A 20,900-nucleotide genomic window follows, 5' to 3' on the forward strand; every position below is an offset into this window, starting at 1 on the left:
CCTCAGACGTTAGACCAAAGCGTTAGTCTAGGTCGCCCATGGACAAGACGGGTTCAGAGGAACGATCGATCCCCTTCTCAAAACCAGCTTCAGCCGCCCGAGCACGACCTGCATGCCACAGGTGACCCACGAGGAAGAAGAAGCCCAGAACGAAGTGAGAGGTAGACAACCACTGACGGGGGTTGACAAAGTTCACGGAGTTAATTTCCGTGATGATGCCGCCCACGGAGTTGATGGAGGCATTAGGCGCATGAGTCATGTACTCAGCGGCCCGCCGCACCTGCCAGTCTTGAATGTCGTTCTTTAGCTTATCCAAATCCAGGCCATTGGGACCCCGCAGGGGCTCCAGCCAGGGGCCTTGGAAGTCCCAGAAGCGCATAGTTTCACCCCCAAAGATGATTTCACCAGTGGGAGAGCGCATCAGGTACTTACCCAAACCCGTAGGGCCTTGGGCTGCACCAATGTTGGCCCCTAGGCGCAGGTCGCGCACCAGGAAGGTCATGGCTTGAGCTTGAGAGGCTTCTGCGTTGGTGGGACCGTAGAACTCACTGGGGTAAGCGGTGTTGTTGAACCACACAAAGCAAGAGGCAATGAAGCCCATCAGGGACAACGCGCCCAAGCTGTAGGACAGGTAGGCTTCACCAGACCACACCAGAGAACGGCGTGCCCAGGCAAAGGGCTTGGTCAGGATATGCCAGATACCGCCACCGATGCAGATGAGGCCGATCCAGATATGACCACCGATGATGTCTTCCATGTTGTTGACGCCAACGATCCAGCCGTTGCCGCCAAAGGGAGAACCAACCAAGTAGCCAAAGATGATAGCGGGATTCAAGGTGGGGTTGGTAATTACCCGCACATCGCCTCCACCAGGAGCCCAGGTGTCATAGACACCACCCAAGAAACAAGCCTTAATCACCAACAACAAAGCTCCACATCCCAACAGGATGAGGTGGATGCCGATGATGGTGGTCATCTTGTTCTTGTCTTTCCAGTCGTAGCCAAAGAACGCAGAGTATTCCTCTAGCGTTTCAGGGCCACGAACGGCATGGTAAATACCGCCTAGGCCCAAGACGGCGGATGAAACCAAGTGCAACACACCCACAACGAAGTAGGGGAAGGTGTCAATGACTTCACCACCAGGGCCAACGCCCCAGCCCAGGGTAGCCAAGTGAGGCAGAAGAATGAAGCCTTGCTCATACAAGGGCTTCTCAGGGACAAAGTGGGCGACCTCAAATAGGGTCATCGCACCGGTCCAGAACACAATCAGGCCAGCGTGGGCGACGTGGGCACCCAGCAGTTTGCCAGACAGATTGATTAAGCGAGCGTTACCAGACCACCAGGCGAACCCGGTAGATTCTTGATCGCGCCCACCAAGGTAGGAATTACTAGAGAGCGTTACCACGGGGCAGTACCTCTTCGGGGAATACAAACTTCTCATGGGGCTGGTCGGTGGGAGCCATCCAAGCCCGGATGCCCTCGTTCAGCAGAATGTTCTTGGTGTAGAACGTCTCGAACTCAGGGTCTTCAGCAGCGCGAATCTCTTGGGAGACAAAGTCATAGGCCCGCAGGTTCAACCCTAGACCCACAATCCCTACTGCACTCATCCACAACCCAGTGACGGGCACAAACAACATGAAGAAGTGCAGCCAACGCTTGTTGGAAAAGGCAATCCCAAAAATCTGGGACCAAAAGCGGTTGGCGGTCACCATGGAGTAGGTCTCTTCGGCCTGGGTGGGCTCGAAGGCGCGGAAGGTGTTGGCGTTCTCACCATCTTTGAACAGGGTGTTCTCAACGGTGGCACCATGGATGGCGCACAACAGGGCTCCCCCCAATACTCCGGCTACTCCCATCATGTGGAAGGGGTTCAGGGTCCAGTTATGGAAACCTTGCAGGAACAGAATGAAACGGAAGATGGCCGCTACCCCAAAGCTGGGGGCAAAGAACCAACTGGACTGGCCCAACGGGTACATCAGGAATACGCTGACGAACACGGCAATCGGCGCGGAAAACGCGATCGCATTGTAGGGGCGTAGTCCCACCAGTCGGGCTACTTCAAACTGGCGCAGCATGAAGCCGATGAGGGCAAAGGCTCCGTGGAGGGCAGTGAAACTCCACAGACCACCAATCTGACACCAGCGCACAAAGTCGCCTTGGGCTTCGGGTCCCCACAGCAGCAGTAGGGAGTGACCCATGCTGTCAGCGGGGGAAGAAACGGCAACGGTCAGAAAGTTGCAGCCCTCTAGGTAGCTAGAGGCAAGTCCGTGGGTGTACCAGGAGGTTACGAAGGTGGTGCCGGTGAGCCAGCCCCCCAAGGCCATGAAGGCGCAGGGGAATAGCAGGAGTCCGGACCACCCGATGAAGACGAATCGGTCGCGTTTTAGCCAGTCATCGAGGACGTCGAACCATCCTCTCTGAGCGGGTGCGCGTCCCATTGCTATGGTCATGTCAAATCCTCTTATCTATGGCAAGGAGTCCAGCATGTCCAAAAACATGCAAGCCTCGCCCATGCAGGTGACACATGAATGCGAAGCGGTCACCCCAGCGGATGAAGACCATCTATCAGCTTGGGCTGATCTAGGACTTAAGCGCTGGATCCTTGGGGTGGATCCTTGAGCCACATCTTAGAGATGTCAGGATCAAGGGGTACAGGTTTCTAATTATGATAGGGAGAGATCCCGATTTTTACAATCCGACATCTATATTCTCAGGTTATGACGACATCAATACAACCATTGTCTACGAAGGTTTTGAAGCGCCCGGTTCTGGGGGCACGTCGTCTCAGCAACTATTGGTGGGCGGTGGTCGTGACCCTAGGGGGCACAGGATTTTTCTTGGCGGGCCTCTCCAGCTATCTTCACGTGAATCTGCTTCCCTTTTCTGATCCGACCCAGTTGATCTTTATTCCCCAGGGCATTGCCATGGGCTTTTACGGCGTTGCGGCACTCCTGCTGGCCAGTTACCTCTGGCTAATTATTCTGTGGGATGTGGGAGGTGGCTATAACGAGTTCAACCAAGATACAGGGCGACTCAAGATTTTTCGCTCCGGTTTTCCCGGAGAAAACCGACGGGTGGAAATCGACCATCCCCTTTCAGAAGTGCTGGCGGTGCGGGTAGATATCCGCGAAGGGTTGAATCCCAAGCGCGTAATCTATCTGCGGCTGAAGGGACGGCCTGACGTGCCTCTGACCCGAGTGGGGCAGCCCCTTGCTCTCTCGGAATTGGAAAACCAGGGGGCGGAACTGGCCCGCTTCCTACAGGTTCCCCTAGAGGGCCTATAGCGACTCACCTCTTCTAGGGCTTGTTTGTGGCTACACTGGGAGCGCTTTAGGGATGAGCCGGATCCGGTTAATCTTTAGTACTGGGCGGCGGAAATACCCTGGCCGTTCCATCGTGGCACACTCGGCCCCTCACCCTAGCCCTCTCCCACGGGGCTACTGTGTACACACATCTCTCTGAGCAGTCACATTTTGGCGAATCCCCCGCGATCGCCGCCCCCTTTTCAAGGGGGCTACTCCAATTCTGGATAGGACTGCCCCCCTTAAAAAGGGGGGTTGGGGGGATCAAACCCTAAACAAGACTCAACCGAAGACTTATGTATATACAGTAGCCCAGGGGGAGAGGGGACCGGAGAAGGTTGGGCGGGCGCGGCAATAGTGGGCTGATTTACGCCCTGCGGTACTAAGTGGTTCTCCCACCTGGGGGCAGCATCCGGGGCAAGGGCAAGAAGATACTACAAGGATAGGTAATGACTTCTTACATACGACGCTGGGGATTGGCAATCTGCTTGGTGGCTTTATTGCTGGTAGGAGCTTGCACGGGTAACGAAACGACTGCCCCCGAGGCTGTGCAGCCCACTAACCCAGAAGAGGTTTTGCCGGAGCCGGAGGTGGTGACGGCTAACACTGGGTTAGATATTGCTGTGGGTTTGCCCCGACTAGAGGGAACCGCGACGGTGGTGCTGCAAGTGAATGGTAGTTCCATTGTTATTGAGGTGGATGGTGACCACGCCCCGGTCACAGCGGGCAATTTTGTGGACTTGGTGCAGCGGGGCGTCTATGACAATCTCGTCTTTCACCGGGTCGTGCGGGAGCCGGAACCCTTCGTGGTGCAAGGAGGAGATCCCCAGAGTGCCGACCCTTCTGTACCCCCCCAAATGCTGGGCACGGGTAGCTTTATCGACCCAGAGACCCAGGAATCTCGATTAATTCCCCTGGAAATTCAACCGGAGGGGGCCGATCAACCCCTCTATGGCCAGACCTTAGCCGAGGCGAGGGTGGCGGCGGCTCCGATCCTGTCCCATCGGCGGGGGGCAGTGGCGATGGCGCGATCGCAGGCTCCCAATTCCGCCTCGTCCCAGTTCTACATCACCCTGGCGGAACTCCCCTTCCTGGACGGCAGCTATGCCGTATTCGGCTATGTGACTGAGGGCATGGAGGCGGTAGACCAGATTCAACAGGGGGATGTGATTGAATCGGCGGAGGTGACTGCTGGGGGTGAGAATTTGAAGGAGGCGGGGTAGGTAGGGAGTGTGGGGGTGATGGGGTATTGGGGTGATGGGGTGATGGGGTGATGGGGTGATGGGGTATTGGGGTATTGGGGTGATGGGGTATTGGGGTGATGGGGTGATGGGGTGATGGGGTGATGGGGTATTGGGGTAAATCCCGTAGGGGCGGGGTTAGCTCGTGTCTACTGGGAAATCCCAAATGGGAGGCTCAAAACCCGCCCTACCCAGTGCCGGGTGACCGATATTGATCTGGATCCGTAGGGGCAATCCCTTGCCTGTCCTGTTCGCGTAGCGGCTCCGCAGGAGCAACGGAGTCGTATAGCCCTTCGGGCATGGCTAACGCTAGGGCGGAGCCTGCCCAGAGGGCATAGGGTGGTTGCCCTTGTTGGCGAGTGACCCAGTGTTGGCGTTGGCGAAGCCACTCCCTGGGAGTTAGCCTGCCCGTTGGCGAGGAGCCTGCCTTTGGCATAGGGCATAGGGCTTAGGGCTAGGGGCGGGGGTGGGATGGGACTTTATTTTTGTGCAAATTCCTTAGAGTCCTGATGACCGCAGTGGTGGTAACGGGCATGGGCTGGGTTTCTGCGCTGGGTAGCGGAGTAGAGGTCCAATGGCAGCGACTGCTGCGGGGGGAGACGGCGATCGCAGTCGGTCAGCCTTTTCCCGAGTTGCCCCCACGCCCCTTGGGGCTGGTGGCGGATCAGCCTCAAAAGCTTCAGGATCTCCTGGTACGGGCAACTCAGGCTGCGCTCCAGGACGCTAAGCTGGCGGCTCCCTTGCCGGAAACCGGGGTGGTGATCGGTAGCAGTCGTGGTCCCCAGGCCCAGTGGGAAGCCTTTGCCCGAGGGCAGCCCATCACCCACTGGCTAGAAACTTTGCCTGCGGCAGGTGCGATCGCAGTTGCCCGCCAAATCCACACCGAGGGGCCTGTGCTGGCTCCGATGGCGGCCTGTGCAACGGGGCTGTGGGCCATTGCCCAGGGAGCCGAGCTGATTCGTCGTGGTCAGTGCGATCGCGTTCTTGTCGGTGCGGGGGAAGCCGCCATCACTCCCCTGACCCTGGCGGGATTTGAACAAATGCGTGCCCTGGCCTCGACCGGCTGCTACCCCTTTGATCAACGACGAGAGGGCCTTGTTCTGGGGGAAGGGGCAGCCGTATTGATTTTGGAGCGAGACAGCGTTGCCCAGGCCCGGAATGCCCCTGCCTATGGCACAATCCTGGGGGCTGGACTCACTGCTGATGCCCGCCACATCAGCGCCCCTACCCTCACTACCGGGAGCGGTTTGCGGGCAATTCACACCAGCTTGCAGCGCAGTGGCTTGCCGCTGGAGGCAATCGGTCTGATCCATGCCCATGGCACGGGTACCCAGCTTAACGACGCCTACGAAACTGCCCTGATTCAGAAAAGTTTCCCCCACCCTGTCCCCATCACAGCGACCAAAGGGGCTACGGGTCATACCCTAGGGGCTTCGGGAGCCATGGGGGCCGTGGTCTGTCTGCTGGCCCTACACCATCAACTTCTTCCCCCCTGCGCGGGCCTCGAAACCCCCGCCTTTGACCTGAATTTTCTCCGACAGCCCCAGGCTACTCCCCTTGCCGCTGCCCTCTGTTTCAGCTTTGGGTTCGGCGGACAGAATGCGGTGTTGGCTTTCGGCAAAGGGGCGTAGGGTAATTTCTGGAGATTACCTAAGCAATGCGATTTTTGCTGCGAAGGGTGACGTTAACCCCGTCATTAGACTGGGCCAAGATTAGCAACGGCGTGGGTTTTGCCTTTTGATCCCAGTGCATTTGAGCAATACGGCCCTGAATTGTGGGCTGCCATGCATTCTTTTCTGCATCGGGACTCAGGAAATTTTCAATACAGTCAATGACTTGGCTAACAGTGGTTGAGGTGGCCTGGGTGGGAATTTTCGAAAGCTGGATTTGAATCCGAAACAGCACCCGCTCTTTGGCATCAGGGCGATCTTGGGGCTTATACTGCACATCAAAAATTTGATTAATAGGCCGGGGCTTACTCGCAATCCCCACCATCCCCGACTCAGCTTGCCGAGGCCGCAGGGCAACGGTGAGTTCCTGATTCACCTTCACCTTGAGCTGGTTCACGATCGCAAAGTGAAAGAGTTCTTCGTCCATCCGGAGTCGGAGGTAGTCTAGGTTGAATTCGCGAGAATGGACCAGATCAGGGTTGCGCTCCATCTTTGTGATGGTGCCGAGGGCCATTTTGATCTTTTTCTGGAGTTCGCGATTCTTATAGGTTTCAAATTTGATCTGTTTATTGAGTTTCTTTTGCTGCATCTGGCTGTAGACGCCAAGGGCGATCAGCAGCACCAGTAATACCCCGGAGGACAGCATCCACAGATTGGGAAGGCTGAAGGACTCTTCTGGGGCAACAGGCGGTGTTGGCTCTGTCTGGGCCAGGATTAGGGGATATGAAGAAGTAGGGGAAGGTGCCATGGTCAGGTGAAAATGCTACCTGTAGGTTACCTATACCTACAGACTACCCGGAATGATTTCAGATAAACCTATGTTTCCCATAGATGTGATGAAATCTATGGTGCGACAAAATTAGGTCCGACAAAGCTAGTACTGGGCGGCATAAATAAATATCCTTGTCGTTTTCTAACGACGAGGCAGAGCCTCGGTAAGGATTTCCAGGCAGAGCCTGGGAAACAGGAAAAAAGGCGTAAATACTCTGACCGTTTCATCGTGGCACACTTCGACCCCTCACCGTTCGGCTGAGCTCACGCCGAAGCCCTAGCCGTCTCCCAAGGGGCGAGGGGACCAGAAATGTTGGGCTGGTGCGACCCCTCACCCTAGCCCTCTCCCAGGGGGCGAGGGGACCAGAAATGTTGGGCTGGTGCGACAGAATAGTAAGCCTATTTCAGCCTAGGTGTACTAGATCCAACAAAACCGCTGCGTCCCCAATTCAGGGACTTTTTTTCGGAAAACGGCCTTAATGGAGCCAGCGGGCGCGGTAGCCCCGAGCATCCAGGTGACACAGGTAGGGATATTGGCTATAGCGACCCAGTCCCCCCGGCCACCAAGGGTCTAGCGACCAGTAGAGTTGCTGTCCGGTGATGCCATTGCAGTAAAAGTCGATGGCATCTCCCACAATATGGCGGCTTTCCGATGCGCCTCCGACGCGGGCATTGACCGCTGGCGGGCGATACCAACTGGTGATCAAAAAGGGACGACCAATGCGATCGCGGGCTTCCTGACCCAGAGTGGCGATGCGAATGATGGCATCCACCGTTGCCTGGTCCTTGGGCATACGGGTACCCGCCCGCGTCGCCTCCGCCCAGGTGAAGTTGCCATTGGCCACAATTGACATTTCCAGCTTCAGGTTACTGGGGGTCCAGCGGGCCGGACGGGCCGGCTGAGGCGGGGGAACAGGGGGGGGCATGGCCTCAATGGAGTCGCGATTGGCTCGCTCCATGCGGCGCAGATCGTCAAACAGGGACTGAATTGTGGGAATCCGGCCCTCCATCCGCCGCCAGATCTGGACCAGACGAATCAGGGCTTCCCGCTCCTGCTCCTTGCCCTGGTACTCCGTAGGAACCCGCCTCCAAAACGCCAACAGTGCCTGATCAATCTGGGTGGCAGCAGCAGCCAAGGCAGCGTTATTGCCACTGGCATTCAGCAGGGCATTGGGATCAAGGCCCAAGGCTTTGATGGCTGTCGTGCGAGAATCCAAACCCTGCCAAGCGCGATAGGCTTCCGTTAAGGCAAAGCGCTGATCTCCCAGTCCCCGATAAAACTCCGGTACCCGTTGCACAAAGGCCATCAGGGCCGGATCCACAATTTCCAGATTGGTCTCATGGCTGTGGGGATTCTCCTGGGCAAGACCCTTGATGGCGGCCTCTCGGGAATCGGTCTGCCGCCAGATTTGTACCAAGCGCAGCAGGGCTTCCCGCTGGTGGGGATAGCCGGAAAAATAGCGTTCCGCCTGCTGAATAAAGGTGATCAAGGCCCGATCTAGGGCGGCTTCATCCACGGTGCCATTGGCACTGGCGAGTTGGAATGCCTCAATCACAGCGGCATGGCTATCCAGTTTGCGCCAGAGGCGGGCAGACTCCAACAGGGCTTGGCGCTGAAAAGAGAGTCGATTGTAATTCGCAGCCACTCGACCGGCAAAGGTCAGAAGTGCCCGATCCAGGTAGACCAGATTTTGGGGCAGCTGATCCGCCCGGTAGTCGGTGCTGACATCGGCGAGATAGGCCGCAATAAGCTTGTCTGCACTGGTGGGTTCCAGGCGAGCCGCAGCGGTGGCGGTGACAGGGGGACTGAAGCCTTCGGCAATCCGGCGGAGAAAGCGATCGCTATAGCGTCCTGCTGTCCCGTCCCACAGATCCTGCCCTTGCCAACCACTGGCGGCTAGAGAATCCGTCAGGCTGCGCAGGGTGTTTGTGGCGTACTGCACCTGCTGGGGAAAGGTACTGACCTGGGAGGCGGGAATACGGTTGGCCGGGGCAATGCCAAGGCCCGTTTCTCCATCCTCTAGGGGGGGAGCCTGATGAGCCACGTAAAGCGCCGCTAGAATCGGCTTGTGGATGCCGCCACGGGCAGCTTCAATCAGGTAGTAGTAGTTGCGCTGATCCGGTGCCAGACCTACCATAGGGCGAAATTATAGACAGTGCCTGCAATCTTTCCCAAAGTTTAGGACGTTTGCGGCAAAATCACACGGTTTTATCCGGGAGGTGGGGGCCAGCCATCTGGAAATGGTCTATTCCCTCTCTAATTTGGGATATCTGGGGATCGCGCGGTGGGAGCCGTGGGTGCCGCTAGTCCGCTTAGGGACTTGCAGGAAAATAAACTACCCGCCGATCGGGCTTGCTCCCTCTGGGAGAAAACCTGGCCACTAGGTACACTATTAACCCGCAGATCCCTTAGGGGGAATTTCGCCCTGAAATTCGCGAATCACAATGGGACAAATCCCCGGCGGGCAAGAAAGTGCAGCAATAACTACAGTCAACCCACCCTAGGTCACAGGTATAATCTATGATCCTGGCATTTTGAAACAACGCCGTAACGGACTTTCTTCCCCGTTCCGTTTCAACTCCAATGGACAGGGCGGGTTCTGAGGAAAGTAAAAGCAGAGTGAGAATAGACCTTATACCCTCACTTGCTCTTGGAGGACCGTCCTCGGGAGTGGGAGACTTATTAGCGGTATTTAGGTCTTTTTCCCTGGCATTTGGTCGAATGCTGACAATCGAAGCTCCGAATGTTCACGGTTGCCTGCCCTGATTGAGTCTGCCCCGGTTTAATAACGAGTGCCACTCGGCGATCCGTTTTTTAACACAATCGTCATAAAGTTGTCGGGGGGTTGATCTGGGCAGACCGAGAAACGGCGTTTAACCTGCACTTGCAGCCACTGTCAAAAAAGCCACTATCGAAGAAGTCACTGTTGAAAGAGTCACTGTACAAGGCCATCTCATGGGAAATACACGTGTGAATTGGAATCAATCCGCCAACCATCAGGAATCTTCATCTACGTCATGGGGGCCTCGGTGGTTGGTGGAGGAGCGGGATGCCTGTGGGGTGGGCTTTGTGGCCGACCAGCGGGGGCGCGCTAGCCATACCCTGGTACAGCAGGCTCTAGGGGCGTTGACCTGTATGGAGCATCGGGGGGGCTGTTGCGCTGACAAGGATTCTGGGGATGGGGCGGGAATCATGACCGCCATGCCCTGGGGGTTGTTCCAAGACTGGGCAACGGCAGCGGGCTGGACCGCTGAGCTAACGCCGGAAAATACCGGGGTAGCGATGATCTTTTTACCCCGGCTGGAGGCCGCCGCCGCGATCGCCCGTCAGACCTTTGAGCAGGTCGCCAAGGAGGCAGGGTTGACGGTGCTGGGCTGGCGACCCGTACCCGTGCAGCCCCAGGTCTTGGGCCTCCAGGCCAAGCAGCATCAGCCCCACATTGAACAGTTCTTTGTCCAGTCTGACCATTTCAGCGGCGACGAGATGGAGCGGGAACTGTTTCGGGTGCGACGGCTGGCCCACCGGGGGTTGATCGCCTGGGCTGGGGAGGCCGCCATTGCCGATCCTCTCAAAGAGACCTACATCTGTTCCTTCTCCTGCCGCACCATTGTTTACAAGGGCATGGTGCGCTCCGAGGTGCTGGGGCAGTTTTATCAGGATTTGCAAAATCCCGCCTACGTCAGCCCCTTCACGGTGTATCACCGCCGCTTCAGTACCAACACCATGCCCAAGTGGCCCCTGGCCCACCCCATGCGGTTGGTGGGGCACAACGGCGAGATCAATACCCTGGTGGGGAATATCAACTGGATGCGGGCACGGGAAGCGGATTTGGCCCATCCCGTCTGGGGCGACCTGATCGAAGAGTTGATGCCCATTGTCAATATGGACAACAGCGACTCCGCCAACCTGGATGGGGTGATGGAACTGCTGGTGCGCTCTGGGCGGAGTCCTTTGGAAGCGCTGATGATCATGGTGCCAGAGGCATACCAGAATCAGCCGGAACTGGAGCAGCATCCCGAAATCACGGACTTTTACGAATACTACAGCGGCCTGCAAGAACCCTGGGATGGCCCCGCCCTGGTGGTGTTCAGCGATGGTAAGCAGGTGGGGGCGACGTTGGATCGCAATGGCCTGCGCCCCGCCCGCTACGCCGTCACGAAGGACGGTCTGATCATCGTCTCCTCGGAGGCGGGGGTGGTGGATGTGGCGGTGGCCGACATCGTTGAAAAGGGTCGCCTTGGCCCCGGCCAGATGATTGCCGTGGATTTTGAAACCCACGAGATTCTCAAGAACTGGGATATCAAGCAGCGGGTGGCCGCCCAGCAGCCCTATGGGAAGTGGCTGGGGCAATACCGACACACCCTGTCTCCCCAGATGTTCCAGGACGATCGGACCCTGGACAGCGCCACCCTCCTGCAACAGCAGACCGCCTTTGGCTACAGCGCTGAAGATTTGGAAATGATCATCCAGGACATGGCTTCCCTGGGCAAGGAGCCCACCTTCTGCATGGGGGATGATATTCCCCTGGCGGTGCTGTCCACTAAGGCTCACTTGCTCTACGACTATTTCAAGCAGCGCTTTGCCCAGGTGACTAACCCCGCCATTGATCCCCTACGGGAGCGGTTGGTGATGTCCCTGACCACTCAACTGGGGGCACGGGGCAACCTGCTGGAGGAGCATCCCGACTATGCCAAGCTGCTGAGGCTGGAATCCCCGGTGTTGAACGAGTCGGAACTGGAACAGGTGCAGCAGTCGGGGTTCCCCACGGCGACCCTGTCTACCCTCTATGCCCTGGAGGGGGGGCCGGAGGGGCTGAAGCTAGCGGTCGAGGCTTTGTGCGATCGCGCGGTGGCAGCGGTGGAGGCGGGTAAAACCGTGCTCATCCTCAGCGATCGCGATGCGGGTCAGGGCACAGCGGCCCTGACGACAGACACCACCTATATTCCCCCCCTGGTGGCGGTGGGGGCCGTCCACCATCACCTGATTCGGGCGGGGCTGCGGATGAAAGCCTCTCTGGTGGTGGATACGGCCCAGTGCTGGAGTACCCACCATTTCGCCTGTCTGGTGGGCTACGGGGCCAGCGCCATTTGCCCCTACTTGGCGTTGGAATCGGTGCGCCATTGGTGGCACGACAGCCGCACCCAAAAACTGATGGAAACGGGCAAACTCAGCCCCGTCACCCTCAACGGAGCCCAGGACAACTACCGCATGGCGGTGGAAAATGGCCTGCTGAAGATCCTTTCCAAAATGGGCATTTCCCTGATCACCAGCTACCAGGGGGCACAAATCTTTGAGGCGGTGGGCATCGGCGATGACCTCTTGGATCTGGCTTTCCGGGGCACCACTTCCCGCTTGGGGGGGCTGACGATCCGCGACCTGGCCCAGGAGACCAATACCTTCCACCAGCGGGCCTTCCCCGAACTCAGCGGCAAGCGCTTGGAGAACATGGGCTTTGTCAAGGCCATGCCACGGGGGGAATACCACATGAACAACCCGGCCATGACCAAGGTGCTGCACAAGGCCCTAGCCTCGAACCAGTACGACCATTACCAGGTCTACAAGGCCCAACTGGCGGGGCGCACCCCCACGGCCCTGCGGGATCTGCTGGAATTTGAGAGCGATCGCACCCCCATTCCCCTAGAGGAAGTGGAGTCGGTGGCCACGATTATGACCCGGTTCTGTACCGGGGGCATGTCCCTGGGAGCCCTGTCCCAGGAGGCCCATGAGGTGCTAGCCATCGCCATGAACCGCATTGGCGGCAAGTCCAATTCCGGGGAGGGGGGCGAGGATCCCCGTCGTTTCATCGCCCTGACGGAGGTGGATGGAGAAGGGCGATCTTCCCTCTATCCCAACCTGAAGGGACTGCGCACCGGGGACAAGGCCAGTTCCGCCATTAAGCAGGTGGCTTCAGGGCGGTTTGGGGTCACCCCGGAATACCTGATGAATGCTAAGCAGATCGAGATCAAGGTGGCCCAGGGGGCCAAGCCGGGAGAGGGGGGCCAGTTGCCTGGGAAGAAGGTGAGCCCCTACATCGCCATGCTGCGGCGCTCGAAGCCGGGAGTGTCTTTGATTTCCCCCCCGCCCCACCACGACATCTACTCCATTGAGGATCTGGCCCAGCTCATCTTTGACCTGCACCAGATCAATCCTGAGGCGGGGGTGTCGGTGAAGCTGGTGGCGGAAATTGGCATCGGCACCATCGCCGCTGGGGTGGCCAAGGCCAATGCGGATGTGATCCAAATCTCTGGCCACGATGGCGGCACTGGGGCTTCCCCCCTCAGTTCCATTAAGCACGCCGGATTGCCCTGGGAATTGGGGCTGACGGAGGTGCATCGGGTGCTATTGCAAAATCAATTGCGCGATCGCGTTCTGCTGCGGGTAGATGGCGGCCTCAAGACGGGCTGGGATGTGGTCATGGGGGCGTTGATGGGGGCGGAGGAGTTTGGCTTTGGCTCCATCGCCATGATCGCCGAGGGCTGCATTATGGCGCGGGTCTGCCATACCAATACTTGTCCTGTGGGCGTAGCCACCCAGCGGGAGGATCTGCGGGCTCGGTTCATGGGTCTGCCGGAGCATGTGGTGAATTTCTTTGCCTTCATCGCTGAGGAGGTGCGCTCGATCCTGGCCCAGTTGGGCTACCGTTCCCTACCGGAATTGGTGGGTCGCACGGATCTGCTCCAGCCCCGTTCAGAGGTGACCCTGACCAAGACCGATGGCCTCAACCTGGCAACATTGCTGGATTTGCCGGATGTTTCTGGTGATCGCACTTGGCTCGACCATGGTGACATCCACAGCAACGGCCCGGTGCTGGATGATCAGATCCTGGCGGATCCTGAGGTGAAAACTGCGATCGCAAACCAGGGCACAGTGCAGAAAACCTACAAGGTGGTGAATACAGACCGCACCCTCGGCGCACGGGTGGCGGGGGCGATCGCCCGCCAGTATGGCAACGGCGGTTTTGAAGGTCAGCTTGACTTCACCTTCGAGGGCAGTGCCGGTCAGAGCTTCGGAGCCTTTAACCTCCCCGGCATGACCCTGACCCTGATCGGGGAAGCCAATGACTATGTGGGCAAGGGCATCCATGGCGGTGAACTGATCGTCAAACCCGCCCCCGGCATTGCCTACAATCCCTCGGAGAATGTGATCATCGGCAACACCTGTCTCTATGGAGCCACTGGCGGCACCCTCTATGCCCTGGGCATCGCCGGGGAACGGTTCGCGGTGCGCAATTCTAAGGGCCAAGCGGTGATCGAAGGGGCCGGGGACCACTGTTGCGAGTACATGACCGGGGGCACTGTGGTGGTGCTGGGTCGGGTGGGTCGCAATGTGGGGGCTGGGATGACGGGTGGGCTGGCCTACTTCCTGGATCAGGAGGGCACGTTCCCGACGCGGGTAAACCCGGAAATCGTCAAGGTGCAGCGGGTGATCACTCCGGCTGGGGAAGCTCAACTGAAGGGCATGATCGAGGCCCATGCTGCCCGCACGGGTAGCGCGAAGGCGGCTCACATCTTGGCCAACTGGGCCACGTACCTGCCCCAGTTCTGGCAGGTGGTGCCCCCGTCGGAGGCGGAGTCCCCGGAAGCCAGCCCCGATGCGATCGCTCAGGACAAGGTGCTGTCTCCGGTGCAGTAGAACAGGAAATGGCCGCGATCGTGCTGCTGGGGAGGGGTGGTGCGATGATCAGGGAACGGCCCGAAGGGGCGATCGCGGTTCTTTTCAGTCCTCAAACAGCCCCCTCCCCACCCTCACCCATCAAAATATGATGTACACCATCTAGGTAAGCCAATCTGCCTAACCTCATGGCGAGTAAACACAACGGGTAAATGCTCAGCATCTCGGACTTATCTGTCAAAAGTGACGGATAACACCCTCGACACCGAACTTATTCGTCACTTTTGATACTTAATACATAGTTGGCAAGACTTACTTAACTAGGGGTAAAAAAGTACAACTTCAACCCCCTGGGCTCAAAAGGCTTATCCTTAAAACTTTAGCGTAGGGCCTGAGTGCGATTGTAATAAGCGGTTGAATCCAACCCATCCCCATTCCGTTGGTTCGGATCAATGCTAGATTCCAGGGCTTCAACCCGATTCTCTGGGTCAGGGTGAGTACTCAGAAACTCTGGTGGTGAGCCGCCTTGGTCTGCTAGCTTCTGCATGAAGTCTGGCATCGCCGATTGGGCATAGCCAGCATCCCCGATCATGTCTAGGCCCCGTTGGTCTGCATCATACTCAGCCTCACGACTATTGGGACGCTCTCGGAGCAGTTCGACACCAATCTGAGCGATCGTACTCTCATCGAGTCCCGTAGCCGTCATAAGTCCTCGACGAACTGCATCCGCACGAATTTGTTCTAACAGATGCTTGCCATCAATGTGGCCGATTTCATGACCTATAACACTGGCGAGTTGAGCTTCATTGCCTGCAAATGCCATGAGGCCCGTTGTGACATACACATATCCCCCCATGGTGGCGAAGGCATTTACCTGGTCATCTTCTATGACTTGAAAGGTATAGATTAGCTCGTCAGCCCGATCGCTGTAGGGTAATAAACGTTCACCAATCCCTACAACATAATTCTGAATGTCAGGATTTTGGTAGAGCGTGAACTCACCACTCCTCAACAAATCCTGATCCATTTTTTGACCCACTCGCATCTCCTGCTCCGGAGACAGGCGGTTGGGCTGAACCGCTTCGGTGGTCTGAGTGCCGCCTCGAATCCGACCTCGCAAACTGAATGCCTGGGATACCTGAGCTTGACCAAGCCAAAGGCTCATTGCGGTAACAATTGCTAGAAGAAAGTATCCCAGCCGCTTTCGCAATCCTGGAGACTGTCCAAGTATTTGACAACCGAGACTGAGTTGAGATTTAAGAGTTGGAGGCATAATGATTGAGATGAGTTGGAGACATGATGATTGAGATGATCTAGAAAAAAGGGGGAACTAGGCCAAAAATTAGGTTGGAAGTCTGCCCCTTTGAAGAGGGTTGGAAGAGGGTTGCTAGTTTTTACCAATCCAGATTCAGATCTGGTAGACGATTTTTGAGGCTGTAGGGTTCATCAATGACTGGATCAGTAATGTTCAAGTCCTCGCGCCATTGACGAATTGTTTTGTCCCAACCATCTTCCCATCGCTGAGCAATGAGCGGCTTCATTTGGATTGCCATCCCCATGCCCCTCGCCACTTGCTGCGTTATATTTGGAAGTTTTTCCGGTTGTTGCTTCAGCGCCATACCGATGCTGGCAACCTGAAGCACTACAGCACTCGGATAACCAATTTGCACTGCTTGAATAGAGAGCACACCCAACTCTCCACCTGTAGGCCCAAATCCCGTCAGTAGGTGGACGAGATCGTGGGTTTTGCGAAGGCGCATGGTCAACCAGTCTTCATCCCTTTCGATCTCGCGCTGGCGGAAGAAATTCGGGTCAAAGCCCAGTGCCTTCATCACCGTGGCATAAGTATGGCCGAGGGTGCCGCGAGACAATTGAGATAGGGCTTCAAGATCGATCGCTGGACCAAGATAACGACTTTCCATCAGCGCGCGGGCTTCAGGAATCGCCTTGACACGATCGACACAGACGTTCATCTGTTTGCTGCCTCGAAAGTTATCTTCAATGTCAAATACGCTGTCGGTATTCTCCCCCATTGATTTGAGCAAATCTGTAACAGAGTGTAGATTACGAATGGTACGGCTCAGCTCTTCAAATCGTTTCAGCATTGGTTTCTCCTAGATTGTAGATTTTGTAGTTGGTCAGAATGTTGAGGAAATATTGATTTGGTGTTAGCAATATGGACAAGTCGGGGGATCCCGGCATTGCGGCAGCAGTAACCCTAGAAGAGAACTAATCAGCATCTGCTTGGTTTACCTCCTTTTAAGACTTTGGCTTGATGCGATTCATGGCGATCGCAAAGACTAGGTTCATCGGAGTCAGCAACGCACTAAACGCAAGCATCGTCAACTCAGTATTTTGATTGACCACATTGTTCGTAGCAATTAACAAGCAAATTGCTACATTTCTCATGCTGGTACTGATTGCCAACACTTTACGATTTGCAAGTTCCGGCCCGCCCAGTTGCCAACCGACGAACCAAGCCATGCCAATAAACACCACGATCGCAGCCACCCCATTCCATGCCAGTGCTTGAGTATCCAGAACTTTGAGACTAGATGTGAGAATCGTCAGTGTAATGAAGAGAACAATCGATAAAAAGGAAGATAGCTTTTGCAATTTCGTGACGATCGGCGCTAGCCAATGTTGAATGATCTGTCCTGCCAGAAACGGGGGAATAATCAAGAACAACAGACGACCGATGAGTGAAACAATAAATCCATCTGTTGCGGCAATGTCAGGAAAAATCAGATAAATTAGCGTCGGTGTAATAACGATGGATAGTAGCGACAACAGAACAATCAACCCCACTGCGTAGGCGAGGTTGCCTTTGGCAATACGAGCAAAATGCAGGCCCAGCAGTCCTCCAGGGGCAAGTGCAACCATCAGAAAGCCCACAGAAATTTCGGGCGGCAGCCTGAATAACCAAACTAAAATCAGGCTCAATATCGGCAGCAGAATGAAATTTGCGAACAGCGATCGCCCCATCAAGCTTGATTTCATGATCGTCAGAATTTCCTGCTTCGGTTTCTCTAGTGCTACGGACAAGAGAAATGCAAAAAGAAACAAGAAAGTAACTATTTGGATGGAACTAGGCAATGGATTCTCAATCATCGCTTCCTCCGATACCGCGCTCTAAGATACGAACGAAGTCGTCTATGATTTTGCTAATAGCGTCCCTGTCTACATTAGGGCTATCCTTGATCAATTGATTTGTGTCTATTCCGAGAACAATCGGAATAAAGCGTCTTATTTCAGTGCCCAAGGTGACAATCATGATTGCCGCAATATCAGGATTGATCTGATCTGAAAGTTGCCCTTGGTTAATGCCCTCTTGCACGCACCGTCGCATAAATTCGATTAAGCCAGCCTTTGTTCGCCTAAAGACTTCCTCCCGAAACGGCACGTCGCCAAAATGAGGTCCCCGAAACAGAATCTGAGTAAAAGCTGGATTCGCCAATTGGAACTCTAAATTTGCTTGAAATAAGGCTCGCAAATACACGAAAAACCCAGCTTGAATACTCGGAAGATTGGACGTGGCAATGAAGGCGCGCCTTACCTCCAGCGCCAAATCAACCAGGTAGAGATACAGGTCTTGTTTATCTTCAAAGTATTGGTAAAAACTACCTTTGGCGATTTTTGCTTGGCTAACAATACTTGAAATCGACGCCGCTTCATAGCTATGGCTAGCGAACTCTGCGATCGCTGCATCAATAATGATCTGCCGCCTCACATCAGACAGATTAAAAAAGGTTTGGGATGGCATAATTTCCACCACAAGAATATGACCGACCGGTCACATGACTATCCAGTCACATCCTATGGCAAGCACTTGAATTTGTCAAACTCTCGCGTAAAAACCTCAGCCGGTCATGGGTGAAAGGGCGATCGCACCATACTCGGCATAACCAATCGGTGCAGCGTACGGACGGGCAATCGGTGATTGCGAAAACACTCAGGAGACGATCGGTGAGGGGGTATTGGGGGGCGATCGGTGTAGGGGCAAGCTAACACGTCATGGCAGCGGACAGACGAAAGCCGCTTGTGCTGAGTTCGGGGTTATCTGCTGCCGCTGCATTGTGCCGTTAGCTGAATCTATCCTATCTGTGAGGCATTCTAAAAGCTCACCTGTTAGCCCTAAGGTCAACGTGCATCAACTTCGTTAACAAGCTGTAAAACCCTACTGCGTAGAGATTCTGCCACCCAAAATCCAGCCTCATTAATCAACGCATTCAGTAAAGGCTTTACTTCAGCAATCAAGCCTTGGCTTCTCGCTTCGACCAGGACTCCTAAAGTTCCTGTGTATCGGAGATTCAGACTGTTTGCTATTAGCCGACCTCAGCACTCCTCAATCAGCACTTGATCGGCTTGGCTCTCAACTGCTAGTGCGAGCGATCGCTTCTGCTGCTCCGATATCAAGTTCACTGCTCAGGGCTTCGATTAGGGTGCGATTGTCAACAACACGAGTTTGAATCCACTCAAAGGTTTGTACTTCGGTCGCACCTGCAACAGCAAATAATGATTTTCGCTCTCTGCGTTTGATTTCGGTGTTAACCAAGATCCAAATATTCAGACGTGCTCCCCTGAACCAATGTATGCTCCATTAAACCTGATTGCTCTGGGTAGAGAAACTAGCTGGATAAGATGGCTTGACTTTGATAAGGTATACTGATACGACGCATGGAGCCTGATTGTATGGAAGATACCATCACAATTACCCTGACCCCAGAACTCAAGGCAACTCTTGATACTCTCACCCATGCTGAAGGCATTTCCCCGGAGAACCTGGTTCAAGCTGCTATTCAAGACTATTTGTTCATCCGTCAATTTCGAGTATTACGCGCTCAACTGATACAGAAAGCGCAGACTCCCTACACAGATGACGATATTTTTGAAATGGTGTCATGAATTTAGTGCTAGACACCAACGTTCTGATTGCTGCCTTTATTGCCAAAGGATTTTGTCATACCCTTGTCGAACAATGCTTACGGGTGCATTCTGTCATAGTTTCGGAATTTATTCTTAATGAACTGAGAGAAAAGTTAACAGGAAAATTCAAATACTCTGATGAAAATGCGATCGCAGTTGAAGTGCTGTTGCGCTCTAGGATGAGGGTAGTTGACCCAACACCCCTGGAAAGCAATGTGTGTCGCGATCCTGACGATGACACTGTTCTGGCGACAGCGCTTACGGGCAAAGCAGTTTGCATCGTTACTGGTGATAAAGATCTGCTGACCCTGAAAAAGTTTGGTGATATTGATATTCTCGCTCCTTCGGAGTTTGAGGCTTATGAAGAGCAGTTTGGCACTGACTAGGAGTAAAACTGATTCTGGCTAGGCATGGAGATAGTCGGCAAAGATCGCACCGGGCTAACATAGTCCCTGAGGCCGACGGGGTCAATAGGTAAGATTAAAAGCCTTGCTATGATGAATTACAGCTATATAAAGATTCTGTCACCCAAAATCCAGCCTCATTAATCAACGCATCTCAGTAAAGACTTCACTTCAGCAATCAAGCCTTGGCTTTTCGCTTCGACCAAGACTTCTAAAGTTCCTGTGTGTCGTAGATTCAGACTGTTTGCCATTAGCCGACCTCGGCACTCATCAATCAGCACTTGATCGGATTGGACCTCGACTGCTAGTGGGTCATTCGGAATGAATATAGCCATTCCTGAACGCTCCTGAAGCTTGTGGTAGCAGGGGCTTGAGTCAGCAAGTTAATGGCCACATTCAAAGCAAACGATCTACTAGTAGTCGTAGGGCGGGCATTGCCCACCGCTCAAACTCGCTCCCCCACCTCCAACCACCTCCCCGAACACTCAACATTCTCACATCCCCAAAAGGCATATTGGCTTTGATGGTAGCCCTGGCATAGCGTATGATAGGCCCTTGGTAGAGCCCTCATAGTGGCAAGGCAGGGCTCTGGACTAGGGGGCTGGGACGGATAGGGCGTAGGCATCGACAATCGACGAATCGTTTTGAATAGTGGCCGATTGCAGGGTGACCGACGGTTGGAGATTATTCTTCCTCACAGGATTGGGAAGAGGCTGGGGAGACAGCCTCTAGATATTGAGCCTCTACCAGGAAGGCTCCTCGGTCAAATTTGATGCTCCAATAGCCGCTGGGGCGCTGGTCTAGGACAATACCTACTGCTCCGACTTGGATGAGATCGGGGGGGCGTAGCATGGGCATGGGTTCGGCGGTTTTGAAGTAGGGGGGAGATGCCTTCAACCGCACGCGATCGCCCATGGCAAAAGAAGTCGTCATCAGCAATACTCTATCTACAACCTAATCTACACAATATGTTCTGT

General features: G+C 55.2%; 17 protein-coding genes. 6 read left to right on the forward strand and 11 right to left on the reverse strand.

Features of this window, described 5'->3' with window-relative positions:
• Positions 1-22: 22 nt before the first annotated feature.
• Both psbC and psbD read right to left on the reverse strand, forming a co-directional pair.
• Complete coding sequence (gene psbC / locus LEP6406_RS0214030) at positions 23-1,405, reverse strand: photosystem II reaction center protein CP43 (RefSeq protein WP_008315387.1); 1,383 nt, start codon at positions 1,403-1,405, stop codon at positions 23-25.
• On the reverse strand, positions 1,389-2,447 hold the full coding sequence (gene psbD, locus LEP6406_RS0214035) for a photosystem II D2 protein (photosystem q(a) protein) (protein ID WP_027269127.1): 1,059 nt from the start codon (positions 2,445-2,447) through the stop codon (positions 1,389-1,391). The genes psbC and psbD overlap by 17 nt, the downstream gene beginning before the upstream one ends.
• Before the next feature lie 267 nt (positions 2,448-2,714).
• Between psbD and LEP6406_RS0214045 the strand changes: the two genes are divergently transcribed.
• The 3 genes from LEP6406_RS0214045 (at position 2,715) to LEP6406_RS0214055 (ending at position 6,171) form a co-directional block, all read left to right on the forward strand.
• Positions 2,715-3,281, forward strand: a complete 567-nt coding sequence (locus tag LEP6406_RS0214045; protein WP_008315237.1) for a photosystem I assembly protein Ycf4 — start codon at positions 2,715-2,717, stop codon at positions 3,279-3,281.
• 467 nt (positions 3,282-3,748) lie between these two features.
• Positions 3,749-4,522, forward strand: a complete 774-nt coding sequence (locus LEP6406_RS0214050; RefSeq protein ID WP_008315189.1) for a peptidylprolyl isomerase — start codon at positions 3,749-3,751, stop codon at positions 4,520-4,522.
• Positions 4,523-5,049: 527 nt separating this feature from the next.
• Complete coding sequence (locus LEP6406_RS0214055; RefSeq protein WP_008315645.1) at positions 5,050-6,171, forward strand: beta-ketoacyl-ACP synthase; 1,122 nt, start codon at positions 5,050-5,052, stop codon at positions 6,169-6,171.
• A 19-nt stretch (positions 6,172-6,190) separates the two neighbouring features.
• On the opposite strand, the gene LEP6406_RS0214060 is transcribed toward LEP6406_RS0214055, so the two are convergent.
• Positions 6,191-6,958, reverse strand: coding sequence for a hypothetical protein (locus tag LEP6406_RS0214060; RefSeq protein ID WP_008315643.1), 768 nt, complete (start codon positions 6,956-6,958; stop codon positions 6,191-6,193).
• A gap of 499 nt (positions 6,959-7,457) precedes the next feature.
• Positions 7,458-9,119 carry a D-Ala-D-Ala carboxypeptidase family metallohydrolase gene (locus LEP6406_RS0214065; protein WP_008317241.1) on the reverse strand — a complete coding sequence of 554 codons (1,662 nt, stop codon included), beginning with the start codon at positions 9,117-9,119 and terminating at the stop codon, positions 7,458-7,460.
• Positions 9,120-9,937: 818 nt separating this feature from the next.
• Between LEP6406_RS0214065 and gltB the strand changes: the two genes are divergently transcribed.
• Positions 9,938-14,614, forward strand: coding sequence for a glutamate synthase large subunit (gltB, locus tag LEP6406_RS0214070; RefSeq protein ID WP_008317239.1), 4,677 nt, complete (start codon positions 9,938-9,940; stop codon positions 14,612-14,614).
• Between the two features lie 358 nt (positions 14,615-14,972).
• Here gltB and LEP6406_RS0214075 read toward each other — a convergent pair whose 3' ends face one another.
• The 6 genes from LEP6406_RS0214075 to LEP6406_RS35480 form a co-directional block, all read right to left on the reverse strand.
• On the reverse strand, positions 14,973-15,758 hold the full coding sequence (locus tag LEP6406_RS0214075; protein ID WP_202807531.1) for a M48 family metallopeptidase: 786 nt from the start codon (positions 15,756-15,758) through the stop codon (positions 14,973-14,975).
• Positions 15,759-15,987: 229 nt separating this feature from the next.
• On the reverse strand, positions 15,988-16,698 hold the full coding sequence (locus tag LEP6406_RS28135) for a Coq4 family protein (protein ID WP_008317235.1): 711 nt from the start codon (positions 16,696-16,698) through the stop codon (positions 15,988-15,990).
• A 154-nt stretch (positions 16,699-16,852) separates the two neighbouring features.
• Positions 16,853-17,704, reverse strand: coding sequence for a bile acid:sodium symporter family protein (locus tag LEP6406_RS0214085; RefSeq protein WP_008317228.1), 852 nt, complete (start codon positions 17,702-17,704; stop codon positions 16,853-16,855).
• Positions 17,697-18,356: a TetR/AcrR family transcriptional regulator gene (locus tag LEP6406_RS0214090; RefSeq protein WP_008317225.1), complete on the reverse strand. Its 660-nt coding sequence runs from the start codon at positions 18,354-18,356 to the stop codon at positions 17,697-17,699. Before LEP6406_RS0214090 ends, LEP6406_RS0214085 begins: the two co-directional genes overlap by 8 nt.
• A 377-nt stretch (positions 18,357-18,733) precedes the next feature.
• Positions 18,734-18,850, reverse strand: a complete 117-nt coding sequence (locus LEP6406_RS35475) for a DUF3368 domain-containing protein (RefSeq protein ID WP_263971177.1) — start codon at positions 18,848-18,850, stop codon at positions 18,734-18,736.
• 115 nt (positions 18,851-18,965) lie between these two features.
• Complete coding sequence (locus tag LEP6406_RS35480) at positions 18,966-19,148, reverse strand: hypothetical protein (RefSeq protein ID WP_027269128.1); 183 nt, start codon at positions 19,146-19,148, stop codon at positions 18,966-18,968.
• 137 nt (positions 19,149-19,285) lie between these two features.
• Here LEP6406_RS35480 and LEP6406_RS0214100 point away from each other — a divergent pair, with 137 nt between their 5' ends.
• Positions 19,286-19,498, forward strand: coding sequence for a ribbon-helix-helix domain-containing protein (locus LEP6406_RS0214100; RefSeq protein ID WP_008317223.1), 213 nt, complete (start codon positions 19,286-19,288; stop codon positions 19,496-19,498).
• The gene (locus LEP6406_RS0214105) at positions 19,495-19,905 is read left to right on the forward strand and encodes a putative toxin-antitoxin system toxin component, PIN family (RefSeq protein WP_008317221.1); all 411 of its coding nucleotides are present in this window, start codon (positions 19,495-19,497) and stop codon (positions 19,903-19,905) included. The genes LEP6406_RS0214100 and LEP6406_RS0214105 overlap by 4 nt, the downstream gene beginning before the upstream one ends.
• Positions 19,906-20,607: 702 nt before the next feature.
• Here the strand turns inward: LEP6406_RS0214105 and sipA are convergent.
• Entirely contained in the window at positions 20,608-20,856 is a 249-nt protein-coding gene (sipA, locus tag LEP6406_RS0214110; protein ID WP_008317216.1) for a regulatory protein SipA, read from the reverse strand.
• Positions 20,857-20,900 lie beyond the last annotated feature (44 nt).

The sequence above is a fragment of the Leptolyngbya sp. PCC 6406 genome (genome assembly GCF_000332095.2).
Classification (GTDB): Bacteria; Cyanobacteriota; Cyanobacteriia; order Phormidesmidales; family Phormidesmidaceae; genus PCC-6406.